This is a genomic window from Paenibacillus sp. JNUCC 35 (assembly GCF_058269095.1).
On the sequence record NZ_CM177771.1, the window covers coordinates 514697 to 540829 of the forward strand.

Consider the following 26133-nt stretch of genomic DNA (forward strand, 5'->3'; position numbering starts at 1 on the left):
GAGTACCTGACAATGAATGTGGTTTATGCGGACCCGTCCGGCAATGTATTCGATCATCCCGATTACGAAGCGCTAGGACGGAGTGCCGATCAGATTGTGGAACTATTGGAAGAAGAGCTGATCCCGCTGCCGGAGGGGGCGACGTTGGTAAGTCTGCCTCATACGAGAGCGGTCGGAATCAACACGGAAACGGGCGAAATGGAAGTTCTGCCCGGGGATTTTGCGGCCGTTGGCGCGCTTCTGCCCCAGGGCTTTACACGACTTATGCTGCCCGGTTACGTGAAAACCGATAAAGAGGAGAAGTTTCCTCTGTTCGGTTATACGGCCGTCGTGTGGAAAGACGGGGCCTTCTATGTCGCCGCGGAGCAATGCGACGATCCGGAACCGTGGAACCCGCGCAACTGCGATCCGGACGAGCTGGAGGTCGGCGTTGAAAAGCTGCGCGCCCGGTATCCGGAGAACCGCTTGTACGAGCACCTGTCCAAATGCGCGCTGGAATACGAATGCCTGACCGCATCGAACACCTTCCTGAACCGCTGGGAAGGCGCGGTGCCGGTTTCTTTCTCCTGCAACGCAGGCTGCTTCGGCTGCATCTCCGAACAGCCCGACGACAGCGGATTTCCCGCTCCGCAGACTCGGATGAACTTTAAGCCGCAGGCTAAAGAACTCGCCGAGGTTATGCTGGAGCATCTCAAGACGCCGGACAGCATTATTTCCTTCGGTCAAGGCTGCGAAGGTGAGCCGTCCACGCAGGCCAAACTCATTATCGAGGCGATGCGCGAAGTGCGCAGCCGTACCGATATGGGCTATATCAATATCAATACCAACGCCGGGTTAAACGACCATATCCGCGGAATTGTAGACGCGGGGCTTGACCTCATGCGGGTCAGCACCATCTCGGCTCTCGACGATCACTATAACGCGTACTACAAGCCGCGGGGATACACGCTCGCCAACGTCGAGAAATCGCTGAAATACGCTTCAAGCCAAGGTGTCATCACATCGATCAACTATCTGATTTTCCCGGGTGTAACCGACCGCGAAGAAGAAGTGGAAGCGATGATCGAATTTGTGCGCCGGACCGGACTGCGTCTGATCCAAATGAGGAATCTCAATATCGATCCGGAAAGCTATCTGAATCTGATTCCGAAAGCCCAAGGGGACATTCTGGGTATGAAACAGATGCTGGACATTTACCGTGAGGAACTGCCCGATGTGGTAATCGGTTCGTACACGCATATACCGGCTTTCTTCGACCGTGCACAGCGAGCTTGAACAACCCCATTGCAATAAAAGATCCACTCATGCTATAATGAGTTTATGTGTCATCATAACTCTGGTTCGACGAATAGATCCAGGGCGGAAAGAGGTGAATGGGAATGAAACAAGGGATCCATCCCAACTATCACGAAACAACGGTAACTTGCGCATGCGGCAACACTTTCGAGAGCGGTTCTGTTAGAGAGAACCTCCGCGTAGAGATTTGCTCCAACTGCCATCCGTTCTTCACCGGCAAACAGAAGTTTATCGATGCCGGCGGTCGTGTGGACAAGTTCAAGAAGAAATACGGTATCTAATTCGAGGTTTTTCCTCAATTCGGATTGCATAACACAACCCCCCCGGGTCATCCTAATAGCGTGCCTTGCACGAACCAGGATACCAAGGGGGGTTTTTGCTTTGGGAAACGTTATTGTCAAGCGGTCCGCAGGAGGCTTATTGGCCGGCCTTGTGATGGCCGCAGCCATAACCGGATGCAGTCCGGGTCAGCCGGCCGGTCCGAAAGCGTACAATTACTCCAGTGACGGATATTTGGGCACGACAAGCGCAAATCCGAATCTGGCGTTAAACCCGGGCTACCACACTTACCAGGCCGACTCTGACATCGCGCTGTCGGTGTTGGGAAGGCTGAAAGGCGTTGTGGACACTCACCTTCAGTTTAACGGTCCGATCGGTTACGTGAAGCTGTACGTCCCGCCGGGCACACCGCAGGAGAAAGCGGCCGCAATCCGAGCACAGGCCGAGCAGGATCTGCACACGCAATTGCCGAGATACCGGTTTATCGTTACCGTTAAACGGTAGAAAAACGCTTTTATTCCAGGATCTTGTCGCTGTCTTTTGGTAAGTTTCTCCCCGGAGTTGCACTTTGCTTCACAATGGGCTATACTTATTTTTGCCGTGCTAGACGGGGAGGTAGCGGTGCCCTGTTGCCCGCAATCCGCTGTAGCGGGGTTGAATCCCTGTTAGAGGTACTGTCGATGTGAGGTCTGGCCTTTACACGTGGTGTTGAGAGTCGGGTCCTTCGCAATGAGCACCAGTGAACCCGGTCAGGTCCGGAAGGAAGCAGCCGTAAGCAGGACCGCCCATGTGCCGAGGGGTTGCCTAACTTGAGCTAACGATAAAGGTACGTTCGTATCGCTTTATCAATAACAGGTGCACGGCCTTATATAAGATTACAAAAAACGAGCCTTCCGGCAACGGAGGGCTTTTTTTGCGTTCTCTTTTTCTACATAAAAATGACAGTTCGTCGATTTTTGTTTTCCAATAGAAGGAAAATGCTAAAAATGAGAGAATAGGTAAACATTCGCAGTCTTTCGGCTTAAAGCTGTTATAAAGAGGGGGAAGGACAAATGTTGGATGCCAGCCTTCATCATATAGGGGTGTTCATTTCCGCAGCTGAGCTGGGAGTAAGATTGGAAGAAATGTTCAAGGGCTGTTTGATTGTAGCCAATGCTCACAATGAGATGGTGTACGTAAACGAACCGTTTTTGAAACGTACCGGATATACCGCGGAGGACATGAAAATGGCGCCTTTTTCGGAGGTCATCCAACTTCCTGAACCGGTTGACCGTTTTTATAGCCGGCATTTCGATACAGGCAGCGACAAGACGGACACCAAGGATCCTATCGCGATCGTAAAAGACAGTCAGGGGTTTATCCAGCTGCAGAAATGCAGCATGCTGTTTGCGGAAGTGAACAGCATGCCTCACTACCTCTTTCTGCTCGACGACCTGGAGGAAATGTCGGAACAAAATTTGCTCCAGCGCTTCTCGGGTACCTTTTTAAGGGATGTCAATCTGGGCGTTCTGCTCATAGATACCGAATTCCGGCTCGTGGATATCAGCGATATGGCCTGCCGGGTGCTGGGCTTTCATAAAGAATCCATCCTGTTCAAAAGAATAGAAGATATCTTTGCTTCGGTCCCTCCGGAACACCGGCTTGTTGAGAGAACTCTTCTGGACGGCAGAATCGTAAGGAATCATGCGGTATCTTGGATGAACAATCAAGAACGGTATGAACTGCTGCTGGATTCCAACTTACTGAGGGACAATGAAGATCAAATCGTTGGCGCTTACATTATTTTTAAAGATGTGACCAACCTGCGGTCTCTCGAGGCCCAGGTTCAGCGGAGCGACCGCCTGGCCATGATCGGACAGATTGCTGCGGGTACGGCGCACGAAATCAGAAATCCGTTAACGTCGATTAAGGGATTTTTGCAGGTGCTTAAGAAGACGTTCGAATCCAAGGATATGGCCAAAGAGCAGGGTTATATCGATGTCATGCTGGATGAGATTAACCGGGTAAACGAACTGGTTAACGAATTTCTTCTCCTCGGCAAGCCCAAGAACGTTCTGCTGCAGAAAATCGACGTTTCCACGGTGATCAAAGGAATACTGCCGATCATCAACAATGAGGCGATTCTGCATAAAGTGCACATGAACTACGAAGAATCCAGCGGACTGCCGCCCGTTATCGCCGACCAGGAGCTTTTAAAGCAGGTTTTTCTGAATATATGCAAAAACGGCATTGAGGCGCTGACGGACGGAGGCACCCTGACCATAGCGGAAAAACTGGATCCCGACGGCAGGTTCGTGAATATCGAAGTGCACGATACAGGTCCCGGAATCCCGGTTTATGTTATCGATAAAATATTCGATCCGTTCTTTACGACCAAAGAGGAAGGAACGGGACTCGGACTGTCGGTCTGCCAACGGATTGTCCACGATATGGGCGGTCATATACGCGTATCTTCCAAAGGCTACGGAACGACCTTCACTGTCAGCATCCCCTGCATTTGATCTCCGCGCTTTCCGAGTTTTATTCCCGCCCGGGTTATAGTATAATGGGTTCAATAATTCAGAACGAATTATTGGAGAGTAAACCTATGACACATATTGCTTTATACCGGACTTGGCGATCCCAAGCATTCCGGGAGTTAGTCGGCCAGAAGCCGATCGTACAGACGCTGCAGAATTCTCTGCGTGAACAACGATTTACCCATGCTTATTTATTCAGCGGTCCCCGCGGTACAGGGAAGACGAGCGCGGCCAAGATTTTGGCCAAAGCCGTTAACTGTGTGCACGGGCCTGCCGAAGAACCGTGCAATGAATGTGAAGCCTGCATCCGGATCTCCCAGGGCTCGGTCATGGACGTCGTCGAAATCGACGCCGCATCGAATCGCGGTGTGGAAGAGATTCGCGACATCCGGGACAAAGTGAAATATGCACCGACGGAAGTTCGGTACAAAGTATATATCATCGACGAAGTCCATATGCTGACCACCGAAGCTTTCAACGCCCTCCTCAAGACGTTGGAGGAGCCGCCGGCTCACGTTATCTTTATTTTGGCTACGACGGAACCTCACAAGCTTCCCGCTACTATCATCTCCCGCTGCCAGCGGTTTGATTTCCGCCGCGTGTCGATGGAAGAGCAGGTAGGGCGGCTTGCCTACGTGTGCCGTGAAGAGAACATCGCTATCGAAGAAGAGGCTCTTCACTATATTGCGCGCCTGTCGGAAGGCGGGATGCGGGATGCCTTAAGCTTGCTGGACCAGGCATCTTCTTTTGCCGTGGGAACCATTGCCGCAAGCGATGTGGTCGCCATGACGGGCGGTCTGGCATCGGATCAGTTTGAGAAACTGGTCGGAAGCATGAAGGAGCAGGACATTGGCGCCGCACTCGAACTGATTGATCAGTTTATGCAGGAAGGCAAGAGCGCGGATAAATGTATGGAGAACCTGATCCATTATTTCCGCGATCTTCTGATGATCCGTCTCGTTCCGGATTCGTCCGTGCTGACGGAACGCGTTTTCGATGTCGCTAGGCTGGATCAGGTTGCGTCCCGTTTCGGGACCGATCAGCTTATCACAATCATCGAAGTGCTGAATCAGTACCAAAGCGAGATGAAATATTCCGTGCAGCCGCAGACGATCTTGGAAGTCGCGGTTATGAAAGCATGCGGAGCCATCGCTTCGGGAGGCGGAAGCCGCACGTCTGAGGCCCCGCAGGCTTCCCGCTCGGCGGCTGAGCCGGAACCGGAAGCCCTGTCCCAGCTTACGCGCAGAATCCAGCAACTGGAAGAGCAGCTTGCCAAGCTGATGCAAGGGGGAGTCCCCGCTGCGGGGGCGCAGCAATCCCGGTCTCCGGTAGCGCCGCGTTCGTCTAACGCTGCGGTGCGCAAGGCTTCGGTCCGGCTGGACGATTTCACGGCCGCAGTCGAAAGCCACCACACCCGGGCCCTGCTCGGCAAGTGGACGCAGATTCTGGCTATGGTCAAGGAACGGAAGATCACCGTTCATGCCTGGCTGGTGGACGGAGAGCCCGTCGCGATTCACGGAGACACGGTTCTGGTGGCCTTCAAAAGCGCTATGCACCGTGACACGACAGAGAAACCGGCCAATAAGCAGCTGATTGAGCAGGTGATTTCCGAAGCGCTCGGAGAAACGCTTAAGCTGGCGACCGTCATGCAGAAAGAATGGAAAGAAGCCCGCGAAGGCGCCTCCGAGCCTGCCAGGGAAGAAATGACGCTGCAAGCCGAAGACTCGGAACCCGACAAGGAACCGTGGGTGGACGAAGCGATCAAGCTATTCGGCGAAGATCTGGTGAGCATTAAGGATGAATAAGGGATCCGCCCCATTAAGACGAAGGAGTTGGGAATATGAATAACATGAACCAAATGATGAAACAAGTGAAAAAAATGCAGGAACAGATGCTGAAAGTCCAAGAGGAACTCGGGAGCAAAACCGTCGAAGGAACGGCCGGTGGCGGCGTGGTTACGGTCACTGCGAACGGGCATAAGAAAGTGACGGCAATCGCCATTAAGCCGGAAGCGGTCGACCCGGACGATGTTGAAATGCTGCAGGACCTTGTTCTGACAGCCGTGAACGATGCGCTTAACAAAGCGGAGGAACTGGCCGGCAAAGATATGGGTAAATTTACGGGCGGAATGAATATTCCCGGTCTGTTTTAAGGTAAAGGGCTTCGTAAGAAGCCTTTTTTCCATCTTTATTTACAAAAAGGAGAAACCTGGCGTTGCATTATCCAGAACCGATTTCCAAACTAATCGACGCATTTACACGTTTGCCCGGTGTCGGCCCCAAAACAGCCGGACGTCTGGCTTTTCACGTTCTCCGTATGAAGGAAGAAGACGTGCTTGATTTTGCCAAGGCGCTCGTGAACGTCAAACGCAATCTGCACTACTGCTCCGTCTGCTGCAATATCACGGATATCGATCCGTGCCGCATCTGTCAGGATAAGAGCCGCGATGATTCCGTTATCTGCGTGGTTCAGGAGCCGAAGGATCTGGTTGCGATGGAGCGGACGAGAGAATTCGACGGCTATTATCATGTGCTGCACGGCGCCATTTCTCCCATGGAGGGCATTGGACCGGATCAGATTCACATTGCCGAACTGTTGAAACGTCTCGGAGACGAGCAGGTCAAAGAGATGATTCTGGCAACCAACCCCAACATAGAAGGAGAAGCTACGGCCATGTATCTTTCCAGGCTGGTTAAAGGCTTCGGCCTTAAGGTGACCCGTATCGCGCATGGTCTTCCTGTCGGGGGAGATCTAGAGTATGCGGACGAAGTAACGCTCACCAAGGCGCTTGAAGGCCGCAGGGAGATTTAGGCGGCTCTCTTCTTAGTTTGCACTGCATTCTTGATTGAAAATAAAATGTGGCCCGCCTTTCTTTATGAAGGCGGTTTTTTTGTTTTCGGACAGGTTCTAATCAGGTCTCTCTTCTCCATAGGATATTAAAGGCGACAGGCTCATGATGATTATGAGTACAGGGGGGGGGAAGGCATGAGTGACCTGAGGAAGGGTGCATTCTTGTTTCAGCGGGGGACGCAAAAGACAGTGGAACAGGACAAGCAGGAGTTGCTGGCCGAGATCAGATTGGCTCATTCGCAATGGAAAACGGCGCAGCACCATTTCGAGCACGCATTGGAAAAAGACGAAATCGATTATGCCATCTACGCGGTAGAAGCGGCGGAAAAACGCTACGAAATGCTGCTCAGGCAAGCTAAGAAGCTGAACGTGACGTCCGCTTATCATATTACTGCGGAGGTGCGGGGATGAAAACGGCCGTCTGGGGAATGCTTGCTTTGTCGGCCGGAGCCCTGCTGTTTTTGCTGGTTCGCCAGCCGGGGGTCCGCAAAATTTTTTCAAGCATCGGTGTACATGTTGTAGTAGCGGCGTTTCTTCTTTATGGTATACAGCTGTTAAGCGGATATACCCGGTTCGAACTGCCGATCAACATCTATACGGTAGGGACCGTGTCCGTTCTAGGAGTGCCTGGATTAATGCTTCTGGCCGCTCTTAAAGTCGTGCTTGTGTAAGCTGCTGGCGTTTATATTTCACATGGTTAAAATTGTATGTTTGAAAATTGTTGACTTCATATTTATCCCGTGGTATCTTATTTAAGTCGCCGCTGAAACACGGTGCCGACAACGAGGCTGACAAGCCGAGATTGTCCTTTGAAAACTGAACAACGAGTGATTGAAGCGTCTCAAGCAATTGAGACATTAAATGAGAAGAAATTCTCGTCAGCAACGAATTTTTGAGCTTAATCAGCTTGAGATAAACCGCTGGCCGTAAGGTCGGCACAACTTTATCGGAGAGTTTGATCCTGGCTCAGGACGAACGCTGGCGGCGTGCCTAATACATGCAAGTCGAGCGGACTTGATGAGAAGCTTGCTTCTCTGAGAGTTAGCGGCGGACGGGTGAGTAACACGTAGGCAACCTGCCTGTAAGATCGGGATAACTACCGGAAACGGTAGCTAAGACCGGATAATCGGTTTCTCCGCATGGGGAGATCGTGAAACACGGAGCAATCTGTGGCTTACGGATGGGCCTGCGGCGCATTAGCTAGTTGGTGAGGTAACGGCTCACCAAGGCGACGATGCGTAGCCGACCTGAGAGGGTGAACGGCCACACTGGGACTGAGACACGGCCCAGACTCCTACGGGAGGCAGCAGTAGGGAATCTTCCGCAATGGACGCAAGTCTGACGGAGCAACGCCGCGTGAGTGATGAAGGTTTTCGGATCGTAAAGCTCTGTTGCCAGGGAAGAACGCCAAGGAGAGTAACTGCTCTTTGGGTGACGGTACCTGAGAAGAAAGCCCCGGCTAACTACGTGCCAGCAGCCGCGGTAATACGTAGGGGGCAAGCGTTGTCCGGAATTATTGGGCGTAAAGCGCGCGCAGGCGGTTTTTTAAGTCTGGTGTTTAATCCCGAGGCTCAACCTCGGTTCGCACCGGAAACTGGGAGACTGGAGTGCAGGAGAGGAAAGTGGAATTCCACGTGTAGCGGTGAAATGCGTAGAGATGTGGAGGAACACCAGTGGCGAAGGCGACTTTCTGGCCTGTAACTGACGCTGAGGCGCGAAAGCGTGGGGAGCAAACAGGATTAGATACCCTGGTAGTCCACGCCGTAAACGATGCATGCTAGGTGTTAGGGGTTTCGATACCCTTGGTGCCGAAGTTAACACAGTAAGCATGCCGCCTGGGGAGTACGCTCGCAAGAGTGAAACTCAAAGGAATTGACGGGGACCCGCACAAGCAGTGGAGTATGTGGTTTAATTCGAAGCAACGCGAAGAACCTTACCAGGTCTTGACATCCCTCTGACCGGCTTAGAGATAAGTCTTTCCTTCGGGACAGAGGTGACAGGTGGTGCATGGTTGTCGTCAGCTCGTGTCGTGAGATGTTGGGTTAAGTCCCGCAACGAGCGCAACCCTTGAACTTAGTTGCCAGCAGGTGAAGCTGGGCACTCTAAGTTGACTGCCGGTGACAAACCGGAGGAAGGCGGGGATGACGTCAAATCATCATGCCCCTTATGACCTGGGCTACACACGTACTACAATGGCCGGTACAACGGGAAGCGAAGGAGCGATCTGGAGCCAATCCTAGAAAAGCCGGTCTCAGTTCGGATTGCAGGCTGCAACTCGCCTGCATGAAGTCGGAATTGCTAGTAATCGCGGATCAGCATGCCGCGGTGAATACGTTCCCGGGTCTTGTACACACCGCCCGTCACACCACGAGAGTTTACAACACCCGAAGTCGGTGAGGTAACCGCAAGGGGCCAGCCGCCGAAGGTGGGGTAGATGATTGGGGTGAAGTCGTAACAAGGTAGCCGTATCGGAAGGTGCGGCTGGATCACCTCCTTTCTATGGAGACTCGGGTCCTGAAACGGACCCAGTCAAGAAGGCAATGCCTTCAACCTTCAATCACTCGTTGTCAGTTTTGAAAGGGCAAGAACCTTTCAAGCTACAAACCCTTTCTGGAGTTTGGCGACTCTGGAAACCACGCAATTCGTTTGGTGACGATGGCGGAAGGGAACCACGCGTACCCATCCCGAACACGACCGTTAAGCCTTCCAGCGCCGATGGTACTTGGACCGAAGGGTCCTGGGAGAGTAGGGCGTTGCCAAGCGAACCCACTTTGTGGGTTTTTATTTTGCGAAAAGAGCAGGCGGTTGCTTGCTGGCACGCAAGACCAAAGTGAGTGAGAACTCACAGTATACGGGCCCTTAGCTCAGCTGGTTAGAGCGCACCCCTGATAAGGGTGAGGTCGGTGGTTCGAGTCCACTAGGGCCCACCATTTTCCTGACAACCACATAAGGATACATTTTGGGGCCATAGCTCAGCTGGGAGAGCGCCTGCCTTGCAAGCAGGAGGTCAGCGGTTCGATCCCGCTTGGCTCCACCAAAACCGTCTTCAAAACGGTCGTAATTTCCAGTAAATTACGGGTTGATCTGAAGATGCGTGATGTGGTAAGATACTTCTTGCCGCTTTGAGCGGTAACGAAGTCAGTTGATCCTTGAAAACTAGATAGCGAAACATGTAACTAGAATCATCCAAAACCTTGATGGTTTGATGTAAAGCGAAGTTATATGGCGCATGAGCGATTTGGCAAGCTTGCTTGCTAGCGCGAATCGGCATATGACAAGCACTGGTCAAGCTAATAAGGGCACACGGAGGATGCCTAGGCGCTAGGAGCCGAAGAAGGACGTGGCGAACGACGAAATGCCTCGGGGAGCCGTAAGCAGGCTTTGATCCGGGGATGTCCGAATGGGGGAACCCAGCTGTGGTAATGCGCAGTTACCATGCAGTGAATACATAGCTGCATTGGAGGCACACCCAGGGAACTGAAACATCTAAGTACCTGGAGGAAAAGAAAACAATAGTGATTCCGTCAGTAGCGGCGAGCGAACGCGGATTAGCCCAAACCAAGGAGCTTGCTCCTTGGGGTTGTAGGACGTCAATGTGGCAAAAGTTCATTAGGTGAAGTGATCTGGAAAGGTCCGCTGGAAAAGGTAACAGCCCTGTAGCCGAAAGTGAACGTATGCCTAGACGGATCCTGAGTACGGCGGGACACGTGAAACCCCGTCGGAATCCGGCAGGACCATCTGCCAAGGCTAAATACTCCCTAGCGACCGATAGTGAAGCAGTACCGTGAGGGAAAGGTGAAAAGCACCCCGGGAGGGGAGTGAAAAAGAACCTGAAACCGTGTGCCTACAAGAAGTCAGAGCCCGTTAATGGGTGATGGCGTGCCTTTTGTAGAATGAACCGGCGAGTTACGTTTGCATGCGAGGTTAAGCTGAAAAGGCGGAGCCGCAGCGAAAGCGAGTCTGAATAGGGCGAATGAGTATGCAGGCGTAGACCCGAAACCGTGTGATCTACCCCTGTCCAGGGTGAAGGTGCGGTAACACGCACTGGAGGCCCGAACCCACGAATGTTGAAAAATTCGGGGATGAGGTGGGGGTAGCGGAGAAATTCCAATCGAACTCGGAGATAGCTGGTTCTCCCCGAAATAGCTTTAGGGCTAGCCTCGGGGGATGTGTCGTGGAGGTAAAGCACTGATTGGGTGCGGGGCCCGCCAAGGGTTACCAAGTCCAGTCAAACTCTGAATGCCACAGACATTACCCCGGGAGTCAGACAGTGAGTGCTAAGATCCATTGTCAAGAGGGAAACAGCCCAGATCATCAGCTAAGGTCCCCAAGTGTGTGTTAAGTGGGAAAGGATGTGGAGTTGCACAGACAACCAGGATGTTGGCTTAGAAGCAGCCACCATTTAAAGAGTGCGTAATAGCTCACTGGTCGAGTGACTCTGCGCCGAAAATGTAACGGGGCTAAACACACCACCGAAGCTATGACTTGCACCTTGCGTGCATGGGTAGGGGAGCGTTCTGTACGGAGTGAAGGTAGATCGTGAGGACTGCTGGACTGTACAGAAGTGAGAATGCCGGTATGAGTAACGAAAAGATCAGTGAGAATCTGATCCGCCGAAAGCCTAAGGGTTCCTGAGGAAGGTTCGTCCGCTCAGGGTAAGTCGGGACCTAAGGCGAGGCCGAAAGGCGTAGTCGAAGGACAACAGGTTGAAATTCCTGTACCACCGTAAGCCGTTACGAGCAATGGAGTGACGCAGCAGGGTAGGGACGCGGACTGATGGATGTCCGTCCAAGCAGTGAGGCTGATGTGTAGGCAAATCCGCACATCGTAAGGCTGGGCTGTGATGGGGAGCGAAAATTACAGTAGCGAAGGTCTTGATCTCACACTGCCGAGAAAAGCTTCTAGCCAGGCGAAGGTGCCCGTACCGCAAACCGACACAGGTGGGCGAGAAGAGAATTCTAAGGCGCGCGGAAGAACTCTCGTTAAGGAACTCGGCAAAATGACCCCGTAACTTCGGGAGAAGGGGTGCCCCGGTAGTGTGAATAGCACGAGGGGGCCGCAGTGAAAAGGCCCAAGCGACTGTTTAGCAAAAACACAGGTCTATGCGAAGCCGCAAGGCGAAGTATATGGGCTGACGCCTGCCCGGTGCTGGAAGGTTAAGGGGAGCGGTTAGGAGCAATCCGAAGCTGTGAACCGAAGCCCCAGTAAACGGCGGCCGTAACTATAACGGTCCTAAGGTAGCGAAATTCCTTGTCAGGTAAATTCTGACCCGCACGAATGGCGTAACGACTTGGGCGCTGTCTCAACGAGAGATCCGGTGAAATTTTAATACCTGTGAAGATGCAGGTTACCCGCGACAAGACGGAAAGACCCCATGGAGCTTTACTGCAGCTTGATATTGGACTTTGGTACGATCTGTACAGGATAGGTGGGAGCCTTTGAAGCCTGAGCGCCAGCTTGGGTGGAGGCGCCGTTGGGATACCACCCTGATCGTATCGGAGTTCTAACCTACTACCGTTAACCGGTAGAGGGACCGTGTCAGGTGGGCAGTTTGACTGGGGCGGTCGCCTCCTAAAGAGTAACGGAGGCGCCCCAAGGTTCCCTCAGAATGGTTGGAAATCATTCGAAGAGTGCAAAGGCATAAGGGAGCTTGACTGCGAGACATACAGGTCGAGCAGGGACGAAAGTCGGGCTTAGTGATCCGGTGGTACCGCATGGAAGGGCCATCGCTCAACGGATAAAAGCTACCCTGGGGATAACAGGCTTATCTCCCCCAAGAGTCCACATCGACGGGGAGGTTTGGCACCTCGATGTCGGCTCATCGCATCCTGGGGCTGAAGTAGGTCCCAAGGGTTGGGCTGTTCGCCCATTAAAGCGGTACGCGAGCTGGGTTCAGAACGTCGTGAGACAGTTCGGTCCCTATCTGTCGCGGGCGCAGGAAATTTGAGAGGAGCTGTCCTTAGTACGAGAGGACCGGGATGGACGTACCGCTGGTGTACCAGTTGTCTCGCCAGAGGCATAGCTGGGTAGCTATGTACGGAAGGGATAAGCGCTGAAAGCATCTAAGCGTGAAGCCCCCCTCAAGATGAGATTTCCCAGTATGTAAGACCCCTTGAAGACGACGAGGTAGATAGGTTGGAGGTGGAAGCGCAGCAATGTGTGGAGCTGACCAATACTAATCGGTCGAGGGCTTGACCACAAGGCTTTTTCCGACAGGAAAGGCCGCATCGAAAGCATATGACATATATGCACCACAAGATCTTGGATGGATCGATTGCACGTTTCGCTGCTAGTTTTCAGGGAGTAACGAAAACCTCTATGAATTTATTTCATAGAGGTTTTTTGCTGTATTTGCATATTTTTCAGGATAGCGTTAAAACTAAAGAGAGGAAGTTCCGCTTAACTGTTTATCAGGTACTTGCAAAGTAATATGGAAATGATTATAATTAGGTTAAGGTCAAAGAAAGTCAAAGTCAATTTACTTCTCAACAACGGGAGGCTGAATTGATGCGTAATGTTTCCGAGATTATTGAGCAATATCTAAAGCATATACTGCAGCAAAGCCCCGAAGGGTCCATTGAGATCCAGCGGAACGAGCTCGCTGATCAATTTCAGTGTGTGCCGTCTCAGATTAATTATGTCATCAGCACACGATTTACCCTTGAAAAAGGCTACGTGGTGGAAAGCAAGCGCGGAGGCGGGGGTTATATCCGGATTCAGAAGATCGAACTCAACGCCTACGGTTCATTGCTGGACACCATCATGACTACCATTCGTGAAAGTATAGATCAAGCGTCGGCCGAAGGGTTGATTTACCGTCTGGAAGAAGGTCGGTTGATCAGCCGGAGGGAAGCTGCCATCATTAAAGCGGCAATATCGCGGGATGTGCTTCAGTTTAAGCTTCCTTTGCGGGATGAAGTCCGTGCCCGGATTTTAAAGGCGATGCTGATATCCTTACTGAGCAAATAAGGAGGGGTTGACGTGCTTTGTCAAGAATGCGGCAAACGGCCCGCAACGCTTCATTTTACGAAAATTGTTAACGGTGAGAAAACAGAGTTTCACTTCTGTGAAACATGCGCCAAAGAGAAGGGGGAGCTGATTCCCGGTACGCCGGGAGGTTTCTCCATTCATAATTTGCTTTCGGGCCTGCTGGACTTCGATCCTTCCTCCGGAACGGTCTCAAGCAAAGCGCGTCCGATAAGATGCGAACACTGCGGACTTACGTATTCACAGTTCAGCAAGCTGGGACGTTTTGGCTGCAGCCACTGCTATGAAAGCTTTCAGGATAAGCTGGATCCCCTGTTTAAGCGGGTTCACGGCAATACGCAGCATGTCGGCAAAGTGCCGAAACGTTCCGGACAGGAGATCGAGCAGAAGCGTGAGGTGGAGCGTCTCAAGAAAGAACTTCAGACGTACATCGAACAGGAAGAATTCGAGCAAGCGGCTCAACTGCGAGACCGTATTCGCGACCTCGATAAGAAGTCAGCCGGCAGCAGTTAACTTCGACGCCCGCCTCAAACCTTTGAACTTGGAGAAAAGGAGGGTTCCTCTTTGAGACATTTTGTCAAGGAAGCATTAAGCGAATGGATGAAAGGGGACGGTCCCGATTCGGATATTGTGATCAGCAGCCGCATCCGTATAGCCCGGAATCTGCAAGATTATCCGTTTCCTATGTTGGCCGCGAACCAGCAGTCCGCGGAAGTACTTGAGAAAGTTTCAGCTGTACTGGGCAATGAAGATTTAAAAACGATCAGCGACTTCACGCTTGTACCGCTTTCGGAACTGAATGAACTGGAGCGGAGGATCCTGGTAGAGAAGCATTTGATCAGCCCGAATCTGGCAACCGAATCGCGGAACGGAGCCGTTATCCTTAATGATAACGAATCTATCAGCATTATGGTGAATGAAGAGGATCATCTTCGGATTCAATGTCTGTGTCCCGGATTTCAAATTAAAGAGGCCTGGGATCTGGCGAACCAGATTGACGATATTTTCGAATCTCAGCTAGACTACGGCTTTGACGAAAGACGCGGCTACTTGACCAGCTGTCCTACGAATGTGGGAACCGGTATACGGGCTTCGGTCATGATGCACCTGCCCGCTCTTGTTTTGACCCAGCAAATCAATCGAATTCTATCGGCGGTTTCACAGGTTGGCCTAACAGTCCGGGGTCTATATGGCGAAGGAAGCGAAGCGTTGGGAAATTTATTTCAGATTTCCAATCAGATTACGCTGGGCCAGTCCGAAGATGAAATCATTGATAATCTATATAGCGTAGCCAAACAGATTATCGAACACGAGCGCGCCGCAAGAAGGCAACTCATGCAGGAATCCAGAATACGTATAACAGACCGCGTTATGCGGTCATACGGAATTTTGACTCACGCTTCGATTATCGATTCCAAGGAAGCGGCACAGCGGCTATCCGATGTCCGCCTTGGCATAGATCTTAATTTAGTGGGGGAAGTTCCCGCACACACCATGAATGAACTTCTTGTGATGACACAGCCGGGATTTTTGCAGCAAATAGCAGGGGAGCTTTTATCTCCCGACGACCGGGATATCCGGCGTGCCCAAATCATCAGGGAAAGATTCAAGCCGTGTCATAACGTTTAATGGTACTATACGACTTTCGTTCGAAATTACAATGGAGGTGCTAAGTATGATGTTTGGAAGATTTACGGAACGTGCACAGAAAGTTCTTTCCCTTGCACAGGAAGAAGCAGTACGCCTGGGTCACAACAATATAGGTACAGAGCATATCTTGCTGGGCCTTATTCGCGAAGGCGAAGGCATTGCGGCCAAAGCGCTGGTGGCTCTCGGACTCGGACTTGAAAAAATTCAAGATGAGGTCGAATCATTAATCGGCCGCGGACAAGAGCAGCCCTCCAATATCGCTTACACACCGCGTGCCAAAAAGGTCATTGAACTTTCGATGGACGAAGCCAGAAAGCTTGGCCATACGTACGTAGGTACGGAGCATATCCTGCTCGGTCTGATTCGCGAGGGAGAAGGGGTTGCGGCACGCGTGCTGAACAACCTGGGCATTTCCTTGAACAAAGCCCGCCAGCAAGTCCTGCAGCTTCTCGGAAGCAGCGAGGTCGTTTCGAGCAATCACGGCAGCGGCAACAACGTCAACACGCCTACGCTGGACAGTCTCGCGAGAGATCTGACGGCTATCGCCAAAGAAGGCAACCTGGACCCGGTAATCGGACGTTCCAAAGAAATCGAGCGTGTTATTCAGGTTCTCAGCCGCCGCACCAAAAACAACCCGGTTCTGATCGGGGAGCCAGGTGTAGGTAAAACGGCTATCGCCGAAGGTCTCGCTCAAAAGATCATCAACAATGAAATTCCGGAAACGTTAAAAGATAAGCGTGTCATGACGCTCGATATGGGTTCTGTCGTGGCAGGCACCAAATACCGCGGTGAATTTGAAGATCGTCTGAAGAAGATCATGGATGAGATCCGCCAGGCGGGGAACATCATTCTCTTCATCGATGAGCTGCATACCTTGATCGGCGCCGGCGGTGCAGAGGGTGCGATTGATGCCTCCAACATTCTGAAGCCGGCTTTGGCTCGCGGCGAACTGCAGTGCATCGGGGCCACTACTCTGGATGAGTACCGCAAATACATCGAGAAGGATGCCGCTCTGGAGCGCCGCTTCCAGCCGATTACGGTGGATCAGCCGACTCCGGAAGAAGCGATCCAAATCCTTCACGGACTGCGTGACCGTTATGAGGCGCATCACCGGGTGAAAATCACCGATGAAGCTATCGAGGAAGCAGTCAAGCTGTCGGATCGCTATATCCCCGATCGTTTCCTGCCTGATAAAGCGATCGACTTGATCGATGAAGCAAGCTCGAAAGTAAGGCTTCACTCTTACACGGTACCGCCTAGCTTGAAAGAACTGGAGCAAAAGCTCGAAAACATCCGCAAGGAGAAAGACGCGGCTGTTCAAAGCCAAGAGTTCGAGAAAGCCGCTTCTTTGCGTGATACCGAGCAAAAGCTGCGCGAAGAACTCGACAGCACGAAGAACGATTGGAAAGAGAAGCAGGGACGCATGGACACGGAGGTGACTCCGGACGACATCGCCCAGGTGGTTGCAAGCTGGACCGGAATTCCGGTACGCAAACTGGCTGAAGAGGAGACCGAGCGTCTTCTTAAAATGGAAGACATCCTTCACAACCGTGTGATCGGCCAGGAAGAAGCGGTTAAAGCGGTCAGCCGCGCAATCCGCCGTGCAAGAGCGGGTCTGAAAGATCCGAAGCGTCCGATGGGCTCCTTTATCTTCCTGGGTCCGACCGGTGTAGGTAAAACCGAGCTTGCCCGTGCTTTGGCGGAATCCCTGTTCGGAGACGAAAATGCCGTTATCCGCATTGATATGTCCGAATATATGGAGAAACACTCCACGTCCCGTCTCGTAGGAGCGCCTCCGGGATATGTAGGCTACGAAGAAGGCGGCCAATTGACTGAAAAAGTACGCCGCAAGCCTTACTCCGTTGTTCTGCTTGATGAAATCGAGAAAGCACATCCGGAAGTGTTCAATATCCTTCTGCAAGTGCTGGAAGACGGGCGCCTTACCGATTCCAAAGGCCGTACCGTTGACTTCCGCAACACCTTGATCATCATGACGTCCAATGTGGGAGCCGATACGATTAAGAAAAATTCGACGCTCGGCTTTACGGCTGTCCAAGATTCCGGCAAAGATTATAACAACATGAAGGACAAAGTAATGAACGAGCTGAAGAAAAGTTTCCGTCCGGAGTTCTTGAACCGGATCGACGAAATTATCGTCTTCCACTCTCTCGACGAGAAGCATATTGCTGAAATTGTCAGCCTCATGGCCGATGAGCTCCGCAAACGCCTGAAAGAACAGGAAGTCGACTTTATCCTCACCGATACCGCGAAGAACTTCCTGGCTAAGGAAGGCTTTGATCCGAGCTATGGAGCAAGGCCGCTTCGCAGGGCGATCCAGAAACACATTGAGGACCGTCTCTCCGAAGAACTTCTTAAAGGAAGCATTTCCAAGGGCGACTCCCTTACTATAGACGAAAAAGACGGCGAACTTGTTGTACTTCGGAACGAAGAAGCGATGACGCAGACCAAGTAAGGTATAAAATCAAGCATTTTGCGGTACGAAACTGTACCGCAAAATGCTTTTTCTTTTGCCAAGTACTTTCATAGCATTCGCAAAAATGGTAAACTTTGAATGACGCTGGAACGGTTTGCCCGTTTTACGCGTAGAAACAGAAGGGGAACTTCGCGCCATGAGTAAAACAAAAACGAAATTCATCTGCCAGCAGTGCGGGTATGAAACCCCGAAGTGGCTCGGCAAATGTCCCGGCTGCGGAGCATGGAACAGTTTTGCCGAAGAAGTAGAGACGGTTGTCAAGACGCAGGGAATAAATTCTTCTTTTCTGCGGACGAAAGAAAAACCGACTCCGATCATAAACATAGAAAGCAGCGTAGAACAGCGTGTGCTTACGGATAATGGCGAGCTCAACCGCGTTTTGGGCGGCGGGTTCGTCCCCGGTTCGCTCATACTGGTCGGAGGAGATCCCGGTATAGGGAAATCAACGCTGCTCCTGCAAACCTCGCACTCGCTGACCAAAGAGGGGCGGAAGGTTCTGTACATCTCAGGCGAGGAATCGATTCGTCAGACGAAGCTTCGCGCGGACCGGCTGGATGCCGTTTCGCCGAATCTATACGTGCTCTGCGAAACGAATATGGAAGTGGTTGAAGAGGCGATCCAGGAAGTCCAGCCGGATTTTCTGGTCATCGACTCCATTCAGACCGTCTACCATCCAAGCGTATCCTCCGCCCCGGGAACCGTTTCCCAAGTACGTGAATGCACAAGCCATTTCATGCGCATAGCTAAGCTTAAGAATATAGCGACGGTTCTTGTCGGCCATGTAACCAAGGAAGGCGCCATTGCAGGACCGCGCCTGCTTGAACACATGGTGGACTGTGTGCTTTATTTTGAAGGGGAACGGCATCACACCTACCGCGTTTTGCGTGCGGTTAAAAACCGGTTCGGTTCGACGAACGAAATCGGCATCTTCGAAATGCGGGAAACCGGGCTGGCCGAAGTGAGCAATCCGTCGGAGCTTTTCCTGTCCGAGCGCCCGCTTGGCGTAGCCGGATCGACAGTCGTCGCCAGCATGGAAGGAACGAGACCGGTCCTGGTTGAGATACAGGCGCTTGTCTCGTCAACCAATTTCCCGTCTCCGCGAAGAATGGCTACGGGAATCGACCATAACCGGCTGTCGCTCATTATGGCGGTCTTGGAGAAACGGGTCGGCCTGTTCCTTCAGAGTCAGGACGCTTACCTGAACGTAGCCGGCGGAGTCAAGCTCGATGAGCCGGCTGTCGATCTGGCCGTGGCGATAAGCATCGCCTCCAGCTTCAAAGAGCAGCCGACGCAGGCTTACGACGCCGTGTTCGGCGAGATCGGGCTCACGGGAGAAGTCCGCGGCGTATCGCGTATCGACCAGCGGGTCAAGGAAGCGCAGAAGCTCGGCTTCCGGCGCGTCATTATGCCTGAGAAAAGCCTCAAGGGCTGGACGCCTCCAAAGGGCATCGAAGTGGTCGGCGTAAGTACGGTGTCCGAAGCTTTAAAAGCGGCATTGGACTAGTCTACAAGTCTGTGAGGTCAGATTAGTTCGGCCCTGCAAGACAGATCTATTGAAAACAAGGCATAGCGGAACACGCTCGGCTAACAGAACGGAAATGCTTCAGGAGGATTAACATGAGCAAAGAAGAAACTAAACGAGACGTCATGAGCCAACTGCTCCAGCTGGTCGCTCCGGGTACGCCTTTCCGCGATGGGCTCGAGAACGTGCTTCGTGCCAAGACGGGAGCCCTGATTGTCGTCGGATGTACTCCGGAAGTCATGGAAATCGTGGACGGCGGATTTTCCATCGACTGCGATTTTACGCCAAACTATTTGTATGAGTTGGCCAAAATGGACGGAGCCATCATTCTAAATGAAGATGCCAAGAAAATTTTATATGCGAATACCCAATTGATTCCGAACTCTTCGATTCCATCGACCGAGACGGGAATCCGGCATCGTACGGCCGAGCGAGTTGCCAAGCAGACGAATAAACTGGTTGTGTCTATTTCCCAGCGGCGGAACATTATTACCTTATATCAAGGAAACCTTCGGTATTCCCTCAAGGATATCGGGGTCATTCTGACCAAGGCGAATCAGGCGATTCAGACGATGGAACGATACAAGACGGAACTGGATCAGTCCTTGATCAATCTGGGCGCTTCCGAGTTCGAAGAGCTTGTGACACTGCATGACGTCACCAATGCCATTCAGCGGGTAGAAATGGTGCTGCGTATTAAGAACGAGCTCAACAGATACATCACGGAGCTTGGAACCGAAGGACGCCTGATTTCCATGCAGTTAGAAGAACTGGTCGGTAATACGGAGCTGGAAGTGCGTCTGCTTCTGAAGGATTATGTCCGGGAACTCAGCGAAGAGAAGATCAAAGATATTTTGCTGGGGCTCAAGCGTCTCTCTTCCGAAGAATTACTCGATCCGCATCACATTATCCGGTTGCTCGGCTATCCGCACACCAACGCCGTATCGGAGGAACTTGTTTCTCCGAGAGGGTTCCGGGTACTCAATAAAATTCCGCGGCTTCCATCCATTATTATCAGTAATTTGGTGGAAAAATTCGGTCGCTTGCCTCATATCACGGTGGCGACAATCGAAGAGCTGGATGAGGTAGACGGAATCGGAGAGGTCCGGGCGAGAGCGATCAAAGAAGGGCTGCGCAGAATTCAGGAGCAAGTATTAATTGACAGGCATATTTAAATTGCATACAATCATAAAGTATAAATATGGATTGGATCACGTTGTTTTAATGGGGTACAGTATATTTAGAGGTGGACTAAACTAATATGATAACCAAATCGCTTCCTAGCTTGTTTACTGTTGGGAATCTGTTTTTAGGCGTTCTGGCCATTATTCTCGTGTTTAACGAAAGACCGGATACGGCGGCCGTACTTGTCATTGTGGCTATGCTGCTCGACGGTCTGGATGGACGAGTTGCTCGTGCGCTCAACGCACAGAGTGAGTTTGGTAAAGAACTGGATTCATTGTCGGATGTCATTTCGTTCGGTGTAGCACCGGCATTCATTATGTACGTTGTCGCATTCGGCGATATCCGCCCTGCCGCGGCAGCTTGGGTCGTAACGGCAATATTCCCGATTTGTGGCGCTCTTCGTCTGGCACGGTTTAATGTGGTAGCAGGTACACCGGGTTACTTTATCGGCTTACCTATTCCGGCAGCAGGCGGCATACTTGCAACGCTGGCATTGTTCCACACCGAGCTTAACGTCTATGTTCTGCTGGTCAGCACAGTGCTGCTTTCCTATCTGATGGTGAGTAACGTCAAATATCCGAACTTTAAGAAAACGGGCATTCCCAAAGCCGCTATCTGGATTACACCGATCATTGTGATCATCGCCGTTATTATCGGAATCAGCAAACCATCGTTCATTTCCAAAATGATTTTCATACCGCTTGTGATATATGCGCTCTATGGCTTAAAAAAAAACGTTGATCGCCTCTTCGTTCTTCGCCGCAGAAAGCGCAAAGGCATGGAAACGACCGAAGATCTGGCGAATTCAAAAACTCATCTATAAAAAAGAGCAGGGAGCATAAGCTTCCTGTTTCTTTTTTTGCCGCTGAATCAGTATCGCAGTGAACAAAAAAAGCATCTATTTTCATCCGGGCTGCGGAGGAGAATACATGCTTTTTTCTTCTATACTAAGACATATTGAAAAATCCGAGTGTCGAGCATTTTTTCGATTCGTCTTCGAGCACTTTTTCCAAGTTCACATCAAGAAGATTGCTCAGAGCGGAAAGATAAAAAAGGTGCTTACCGATTTCAGTGGTAATCGCTTCCATGCAGTGTTCGCACAACTGGCCTTCCAAATGGGTTTGCAGCTCGATTTTAGCCTGATCCAATGTCATTTCGGGAGAATACTCCTGTTTCTTGGCATTGACTTCTACGCAGCCGCATTCGGTAATCGATTTGATGACAGAGCGGTTCACACCGGCATTGGATTGTTGGAATTTGGACAATACATCAAGCAGGCTGCGATGGCGAAGCAGCAGCTCACCAACTTGTTCCTGGAAATCTTTCAGGGACAGGGCACTCATCTCATGCACCTCATTTTAGTTTCGTCTCCATCTCATTATATAGAAATTAGGTTAGCGAGGCAATCTGACACCTCCTGTGTGTTTATACATCCAACATTTGGAACATACTTGTAACAGGGGAGAGGATCCTCTTACTTTGGATGATGGAGGTGAATCCGTAAGATGAAATGGATTCAATGGATTATTGCCGTCTTAGGTGGTGCGCTCGGTTACGGGTGGAGTGATGCCATTATTCAATTATCGGGAATCAACGGTGGAGCGGTTGCGGATTACACGGCAGCTGGAGCGGGATTTGTCGGGATGTTTATCGTGTCATGGATAGGCATGGGCCTTATTTTAAGACTGGTGCAGCGCGGAGAAAACAGCTTATCGCAAATGCCCGCTTCCGATCTTCTTCCGGCCGCATTCGGTACGATCGTGGGGCTGCTTGCAGCCGTGCTGGTATTCCCGGCGCTTGAACGGGTTCATGTGGTATTGGCAGGTATGGCTACCGTTCTTCTGGCCGTTATGGGCGGCCGGATCGGCTACGGCAAGAGCGAGGAAATTTTCGAACTTCTGAGCAGCCGAAAAGACGGCGGAAGCGGCAAAGGAAAAATGCCGGAGGAGCACAAGATTCTCGATACGAGCGTGATCATAGACGGACGGATTGCGGACATTTGCAAAACCGGGTTTATTGAAGGGACGCTGGTTATTCCGGAATTTGTCCTGGAGGAGCTTCAGCATATCGCGGATTCTTCCGATTTGCTCAAACGTAATCGCGGTAGGCGCGGATTGGATATTTTAAATAAGATTCAGAAGGAACTTGACGTGAAAGTTCTTATCTATGAAGGCGACTTCGAAGAAATTTCCGAGGTGGACAGCAAGCTTATCCGGCTCGCCAAAGTGCTTCAAGGTAAAGTGATCACCAACGATTATAACTTGAACAAGGTTTGTGAGCTCCAGGGCGTGTCCGTTCTGAACATCAATGATCTGGCGAATGCCGTAAAACCGGTTGTCCTCCCCGGCGAAGAGATTCTGGTTCAGGTCATCAAGGACGGCAAAGAGCATGGACAAGGGGTAGCGTATCTGGATGACGGAACCATGATCGTCGTGGAAGGCGGACGGGACTTTATCGGTTCCCTGCTTGAGGTAATGGTTACAAGTGTCCTTCAAACGTCAGCGGGACGAATGATCTTCGCGAAGCCCAAGCTCTTGGAAAAAGCGCAATAAAGGGTTATCATAGGGAGAGTATTTCGCTGGGGCTGCAGCTTGGCAAGTTAAAGCAGAAGAAGAAAGCTGCAGCAGCAAAACCCGGTGGTAACCGGAGGTATGCAGGTGAATAAAGTCGGCGTCATCGTCGTTGCAGCAGGAAGAGGTTCACGAATGCGGACGGCGGAAAGTAAACAATATCTGGAGCTGGCGGGCAAGCCGATTTTGGTACATACGCTGGAACTCTTCGAGAAGATTGCCCGCATCGACTCCGTCGTGCTGGTGACCGGGGAAGAGGATGTCCCGCGCTGCGAATCGTATGCCGCTCGCTACGGGCTGCATAAAGTCAGCCGGGTCATAGCCGGCGGCGCAGAACGGCAGGACTCCGTCCGGTCCGGACTGGAGGCGCTCGGCGCGGACACGCAGTGGGTGCTTGTCCATGACGGCGTCCGCCCGCTCGTTACCGAAGAGCAGGTAGGCGCCTGTCTGGACAAAGCCATAGATACGGGTGCGGCCGTGCTGGCCGTTCCCGTTAAAGACACGATCAAGGTCGTGAGTGAGGATGGCCAGATCATGTCCACACCCGACCGCAAAAGCTTGTGGGCGATCCAAACGCCGCAGGCTTTTCGGTTTTCTCTTTTAAAAGAAGCGCATGAGGAGGCAGTCCGCGACGGATTCCTTGGCACAGACGATGCCATGCTCGTCGAACGGGCGGGGCATACGGTGCATGTCGTAGAAGGGGATTATGCCAATATCAAAATCACCACCCCCGAAGATCTGCCATGGGCGGAATGGTTGTTAGGCAACAGGAGAGGAGAATAGACAGATGATTCGAGTAGGACAAGGATTTGATGTACATCAGTTGGCGGAGGGCCGCCCATGTATTATCGGAGGCGTTACGATTCCGTATGAAAAGGGATTGCTGGGGCATTCGGATGCGGATGTATTGCTTCATGCCATTACCGACGCCATACTGGGGGCGCTGGGTTTGGGCGATATCGGCAAGCATTTCCCGGATACGGCTGCCGAATTCAAGGATGCGGACAGCCTGGTGCTGTTGAAGCGGGTCTGGTCCCTGGCCAGAGAACGCGGTTACCGGCTCGGCAACGTCGATTCCACGATTATCGCGCAGAAGCCTAAGATGGCTCCGTATATTCCGCAAATGGCGGAAATTATTGCCCGGGCGCTGGATGCGGAACTGGAGCAGGTGAACGTAAAAGCGACCACTACGGAGCAGCTTGGCTTTACCGGAAGAGGCGAAGGAATCGCGGCGCAGTCGGTTGTTTGTTTGATAAAAGGTGTGCTATCATAAATTATTATTTCAAAGGATCCCGCAAGGGAAAACGGAAGAGAGGCTAATACCATGAGTACCCCACTCCGCGTACGTTACGCACCGAGTCCGACCGGACATCTTCATATCGGTGGAGCCCGTACCGCTTTATTCGATTATTTGCTTGCCCGTAAAAACGGCGGCCAATTTGTGGTCCGCTTCGAAGATACAGACCAGACCCGCCATGTCGAGTCCGGCGTTCAGAATCAGCTGGACGGCTTAAGCTGGCTGGGGCTGAAGTGGGACGAATCCGTCGACATCGGAGGTCCGTACGCTCCTTACCGTCAGATGGAACGTCTGGGCCTGTACCAGCCGTTTATCGATCAGCTGCTGAACGAGCGGAACGCGTATCACTGCTACTGCACCGAGCAGGAGCTCGAGCGGGAACGGGAAGAGCAGGAAGCGCGCGGAGAAACTCCGCAGTATTCGGGAAGATGCCGCCACCTGACCGCCGAACAGAAGGCGGAGTTCGAAGCGGAAGGGCGCAAGCCTTCTATCCGGTTCCACGTACCGAAGGATAAGATTATCGCATTTAAAGATAAAGTGCGCGAAGAGGTCGAATTCGAAACGAACGGAATCGGCGACTTTATCATCGTCCGTCCCGACGGAATTCCGACCTACAACTTTGCCGTTGTACTGGACGACCACCTGATGAAAATCTCCCTCGTCATTCGGGGCGAGGAGCATCTGACGAATACACCGCGCCAGATCATGCTGTATGAGGCGCTCGGCCTGGCGGTACCGGATTTTGCGCATCTTTCCTTGATCCTCAACCCGGATCGCAAAAAAATGAGCAAGCGCGACGAGTCCATCATTCAATTCGTACAGCAGTACAGCGAATTGGGTTACCTGCCGGAAGCGGTCGTGAATTTCATCGCTTTGCTGGGCTGGTCTCCCGGAGGCGAAGTGGAGATGTTCACGCTGGAAGAGCTTGTAGAGCAATTCGATCTGGACCGTGTTTCCAAAAGCCCGGCCGTCTTCGATATGGACAAGCTCAACTGGATGAACAATCATTACATCAAACAGGCACCGCTTGAAAAAATCGCCGGACTGGCTGTTCCTCACCTTCAAAAAGCGGGGCTTATACCGGCGGAACTCTCGGAAGACCAGCAGCGCTGGGCGACCGAACTCGTCGGCTTGTATCAGGAGCAGCTTCGTTACGCTGCGGAGATCGTAGATCTCGCCGAGCTGTTTTTCCGCGAAAAGCTGGCTTTCGACGATGAAGCGGCCGCACTGCTTGCCGAAGAGCATGTGCCGGCCGTGGTGCAAAGCTTCTTGAAACAGGTGGAAGCGGCCGATAGCCTGGCGCCGGAAAATGTGCAGAAGCTGCTTAAGGCCGTGCAGGCGGAAACCGGCTATAAGGGAAAACAGCTCTTTATGTCCATCCGCGTAGCTTTGACAGGACAGATGCACGGAAGAGACCTGAACATGACCATCCATCTGTTAGGCCGCGAAAAAGTACAAGAACGGCTTCGCGCCTTATTGTAAAG

General features: G+C 51.9%; 21 protein-coding genes, 2 tRNA genes, 3 rRNA genes and 1 other RNA gene. 26 read left to right on the forward strand and 1 reads right to left on the reverse strand.

Annotated elements, in window-relative coordinates; all coding sequences use genetic code 11:
• The first annotated feature begins 12 nt into the window (after nucleotides 1-12).
• The 22 genes from AC2TF6_RS02410 to pssA all read left to right on the forward strand — a co-directional run bounded on the left by AC2TF6_RS02410 (nucleotide 13) and on the right by pssA (nucleotide 21605).
• Nucleotides 13-1275, forward strand: a complete 1263-nt coding sequence (locus AC2TF6_RS02410) for a radical SAM family protein (RefSeq protein WP_491309805.1) — start codon at nucleotides 13-15, stop codon at nucleotides 1273-1275.
• A 104-nt stretch (nucleotides 1276-1379) separates the two neighbouring features.
• Complete coding sequence (gene rpmE, locus AC2TF6_RS02415) at nucleotides 1380-1577, forward strand: 50S ribosomal protein L31 (protein ID WP_016423669.1); 198 nt, start codon at nucleotides 1380-1382, stop codon at nucleotides 1575-1577.
• 100 nt (nucleotides 1578-1677) lie between these two features.
• Nucleotides 1678-2079 (forward strand): hypothetical protein, encoded by a 402-nt coding sequence (locus AC2TF6_RS02420; RefSeq protein WP_491309806.1) that lies wholly within the window; start codon nucleotides 1678-1680, stop codon nucleotides 2077-2079.
• 94 nt (nucleotides 2080-2173) lie between these two features.
• An RNA gene (gene ffs / locus AC2TF6_RS02425) (signal recognition particle sRNA large type) lies at nucleotides 2174-2438 on the forward strand.
• A 189-nt stretch (nucleotides 2439-2627) separates the two neighbouring features.
• A complete protein-coding gene (locus AC2TF6_RS02430; RefSeq protein ID WP_491309807.1) occupies nucleotides 2628-4076 on the forward strand; it encodes an ATP-binding protein in 1449 nt (482 codons plus the stop codon).
• Nucleotides 4077-4162: 86 nt separating this feature from the next.
• The gene (dnaX, locus tag AC2TF6_RS02435) at nucleotides 4163-5899 is read left to right on the forward strand and encodes a DNA polymerase III subunit gamma/tau (RefSeq protein ID WP_491309808.1); all 1737 of its coding nucleotides are present in this window, start codon (nucleotides 4163-4165) and stop codon (nucleotides 5897-5899) included.
• A gap of 35 nt (nucleotides 5900-5934) precedes the next feature.
• The gene (locus AC2TF6_RS02440; RefSeq protein ID WP_009671602.1) at nucleotides 5935-6246 is read left to right on the forward strand and encodes a YbaB/EbfC family nucleoid-associated protein; all 312 of its coding nucleotides are present in this window, start codon (nucleotides 5935-5937) and stop codon (nucleotides 6244-6246) included.
• A gap of 62 nt (nucleotides 6247-6308) precedes the next feature.
• On the forward strand, nucleotides 6309-6905 hold the full coding sequence (gene recR, locus AC2TF6_RS02445; RefSeq protein WP_491309809.1) for a recombination mediator RecR: 597 nt from the start codon (nucleotides 6309-6311) through the stop codon (nucleotides 6903-6905).
• A 174-nt stretch (nucleotides 6906-7079) separates the two neighbouring features.
• The gene (locus tag AC2TF6_RS02450) at nucleotides 7080-7355 is read left to right on the forward strand and encodes a YaaL family protein (RefSeq protein WP_370001909.1); all 276 of its coding nucleotides are present in this window, start codon (nucleotides 7080-7082) and stop codon (nucleotides 7353-7355) included.
• Nucleotides 7352-7615 carry a pro-sigmaK processing inhibitor BofA family protein gene (locus AC2TF6_RS02455; RefSeq protein WP_009671598.1) on the forward strand — a complete coding sequence of 88 codons (264 nt, stop codon included), beginning with the start codon at nucleotides 7352-7354 and terminating at the stop codon, nucleotides 7613-7615. The genes AC2TF6_RS02450 and AC2TF6_RS02455 overlap by 4 nt, the downstream gene beginning before the upstream one ends.
• A 272-nt stretch (nucleotides 7616-7887) precedes the next feature.
• Nucleotides 7888-9441, forward strand: a 16S ribosomal RNA gene (locus tag AC2TF6_RS02460).
• A gap of 148 nt (nucleotides 9442-9589) precedes the next feature.
• Nucleotides 9590-9706, forward strand: a 5S ribosomal RNA gene (rrf, locus tag AC2TF6_RS02465).
• 91 nt (nucleotides 9707-9797) lie between these two features.
• Nucleotides 9798-9874, forward strand: a tRNA-Ile gene (locus tag AC2TF6_RS02470).
• 31 nt (nucleotides 9875-9905) lie between these two features.
• Nucleotides 9906-9981 (forward strand) — tRNA-Ala (locus AC2TF6_RS02475).
• Nucleotides 9982-10227: 246 nt separating this feature from the next.
• A 23S ribosomal RNA gene (locus tag AC2TF6_RS02480) occupies nucleotides 10228-13143 on the forward strand.
• The 16S, 23S and 5S rRNA genes sit together here with 2 tRNA genes alongside, the layout of an rRNA operon.
• Before the next feature lie 308 nt (nucleotides 13144-13451).
• Nucleotides 13452-13913, forward strand: a complete 462-nt coding sequence (locus AC2TF6_RS02485; RefSeq protein WP_009674502.1) for a CtsR family transcriptional regulator — start codon at nucleotides 13452-13454, stop codon at nucleotides 13911-13913.
• Between the two features lie 12 nt (nucleotides 13914-13925).
• Nucleotides 13926-14444, forward strand: coding sequence for a protein-arginine kinase activator protein McsA (gene mcsA / locus AC2TF6_RS02490; RefSeq protein ID WP_326053474.1), 519 nt, complete (start codon nucleotides 13926-13928; stop codon nucleotides 14442-14444).
• Between the two features lie 87 nt (nucleotides 14445-14531).
• Nucleotides 14532-15560 carry a protein-arginine kinase McsB gene (mcsB, locus tag AC2TF6_RS02495; RefSeq protein WP_231392073.1) on the forward strand — a complete coding sequence of 343 codons (1029 nt, stop codon included), beginning with the start codon at nucleotides 14532-14534 and terminating at the stop codon, nucleotides 15558-15560.
• 46 nt (nucleotides 15561-15606) lie between these two features.
• The gene (gene clpC / locus AC2TF6_RS02500; RefSeq protein ID WP_491309810.1) at nucleotides 15607-18054 is read left to right on the forward strand and encodes an ATP-dependent protease ATP-binding subunit ClpC; all 2448 of its coding nucleotides are present in this window, start codon (nucleotides 15607-15609) and stop codon (nucleotides 18052-18054) included.
• Between the two features lie 157 nt (nucleotides 18055-18211).
• Nucleotides 18212-19579 carry a DNA repair protein RadA gene (radA, locus tag AC2TF6_RS02505; protein WP_491309811.1) on the forward strand — a complete coding sequence of 456 codons (1368 nt, stop codon included), beginning with the start codon at nucleotides 18212-18214 and terminating at the stop codon, nucleotides 19577-19579.
• Nucleotides 19580-19692: 113 nt separating this feature from the next.
• Nucleotides 19693-20772 (forward strand): DNA integrity scanning diadenylate cyclase DisA, encoded by a 1080-nt coding sequence (gene disA / locus AC2TF6_RS02510; RefSeq protein ID WP_009674485.1) that lies wholly within the window; start codon nucleotides 19693-19695, stop codon nucleotides 20770-20772.
• Between the two features lie 86 nt (nucleotides 20773-20858).
• On the forward strand, nucleotides 20859-21605 hold the full coding sequence (gene pssA, locus AC2TF6_RS02515) for a CDP-diacylglycerol--serine O-phosphatidyltransferase (protein ID WP_491309812.1): 747 nt from the start codon (nucleotides 20859-20861) through the stop codon (nucleotides 21603-21605).
• Nucleotides 21606-21729: 124 nt separating this feature from the next.
• Here the strand turns inward: pssA and AC2TF6_RS02520 are convergent, their stop codons facing one another.
• Nucleotides 21730-22125, reverse strand: coding sequence for a DUF1573 domain-containing protein (locus tag AC2TF6_RS02520; RefSeq protein ID WP_491309813.1), 396 nt, complete (start codon nucleotides 22123-22125; stop codon nucleotides 21730-21732).
• A 162-nt stretch (nucleotides 22126-22287) separates the two neighbouring features.
• Here AC2TF6_RS02520 and AC2TF6_RS02525 point away from each other — a divergent pair, with 162 nt between their 5' ends.
• The 4 genes from AC2TF6_RS02525 to gltX all read left to right on the forward strand — a co-directional run bounded on the left by AC2TF6_RS02525 (nucleotide 22288) and on the right by gltX (nucleotide 26131).
• Nucleotides 22288-23334, forward strand: coding sequence for a PIN/TRAM domain-containing protein (locus AC2TF6_RS02525; RefSeq protein ID WP_009674506.1), 1047 nt, complete (start codon nucleotides 22288-22290; stop codon nucleotides 23332-23334).
• Between the two features lie 99 nt (nucleotides 23335-23433).
• Nucleotides 23434-24135, forward strand: a complete 702-nt coding sequence (gene ispD / locus AC2TF6_RS02530; RefSeq protein WP_491309814.1) for a 2-C-methyl-D-erythritol 4-phosphate cytidylyltransferase — start codon at nucleotides 23434-23436, stop codon at nucleotides 24133-24135.
• A 4-nt stretch (nucleotides 24136-24139) separates the two neighbouring features.
• Complete coding sequence (gene ispF, locus AC2TF6_RS02535; RefSeq protein ID WP_103998026.1) at nucleotides 24140-24625, forward strand: 2-C-methyl-D-erythritol 2,4-cyclodiphosphate synthase; 486 nt, start codon at nucleotides 24140-24142, stop codon at nucleotides 24623-24625.
• Between the two features lie 51 nt (nucleotides 24626-24676).
• A complete protein-coding gene (gene gltX / locus AC2TF6_RS02540; protein ID WP_491309815.1) occupies nucleotides 24677-26131 on the forward strand; it encodes a glutamate--tRNA ligase in 1455 nt (484 codons plus the stop codon).
• The last annotated feature ends 2 nt before the right edge of the window (nucleotides 26132-26133 follow it).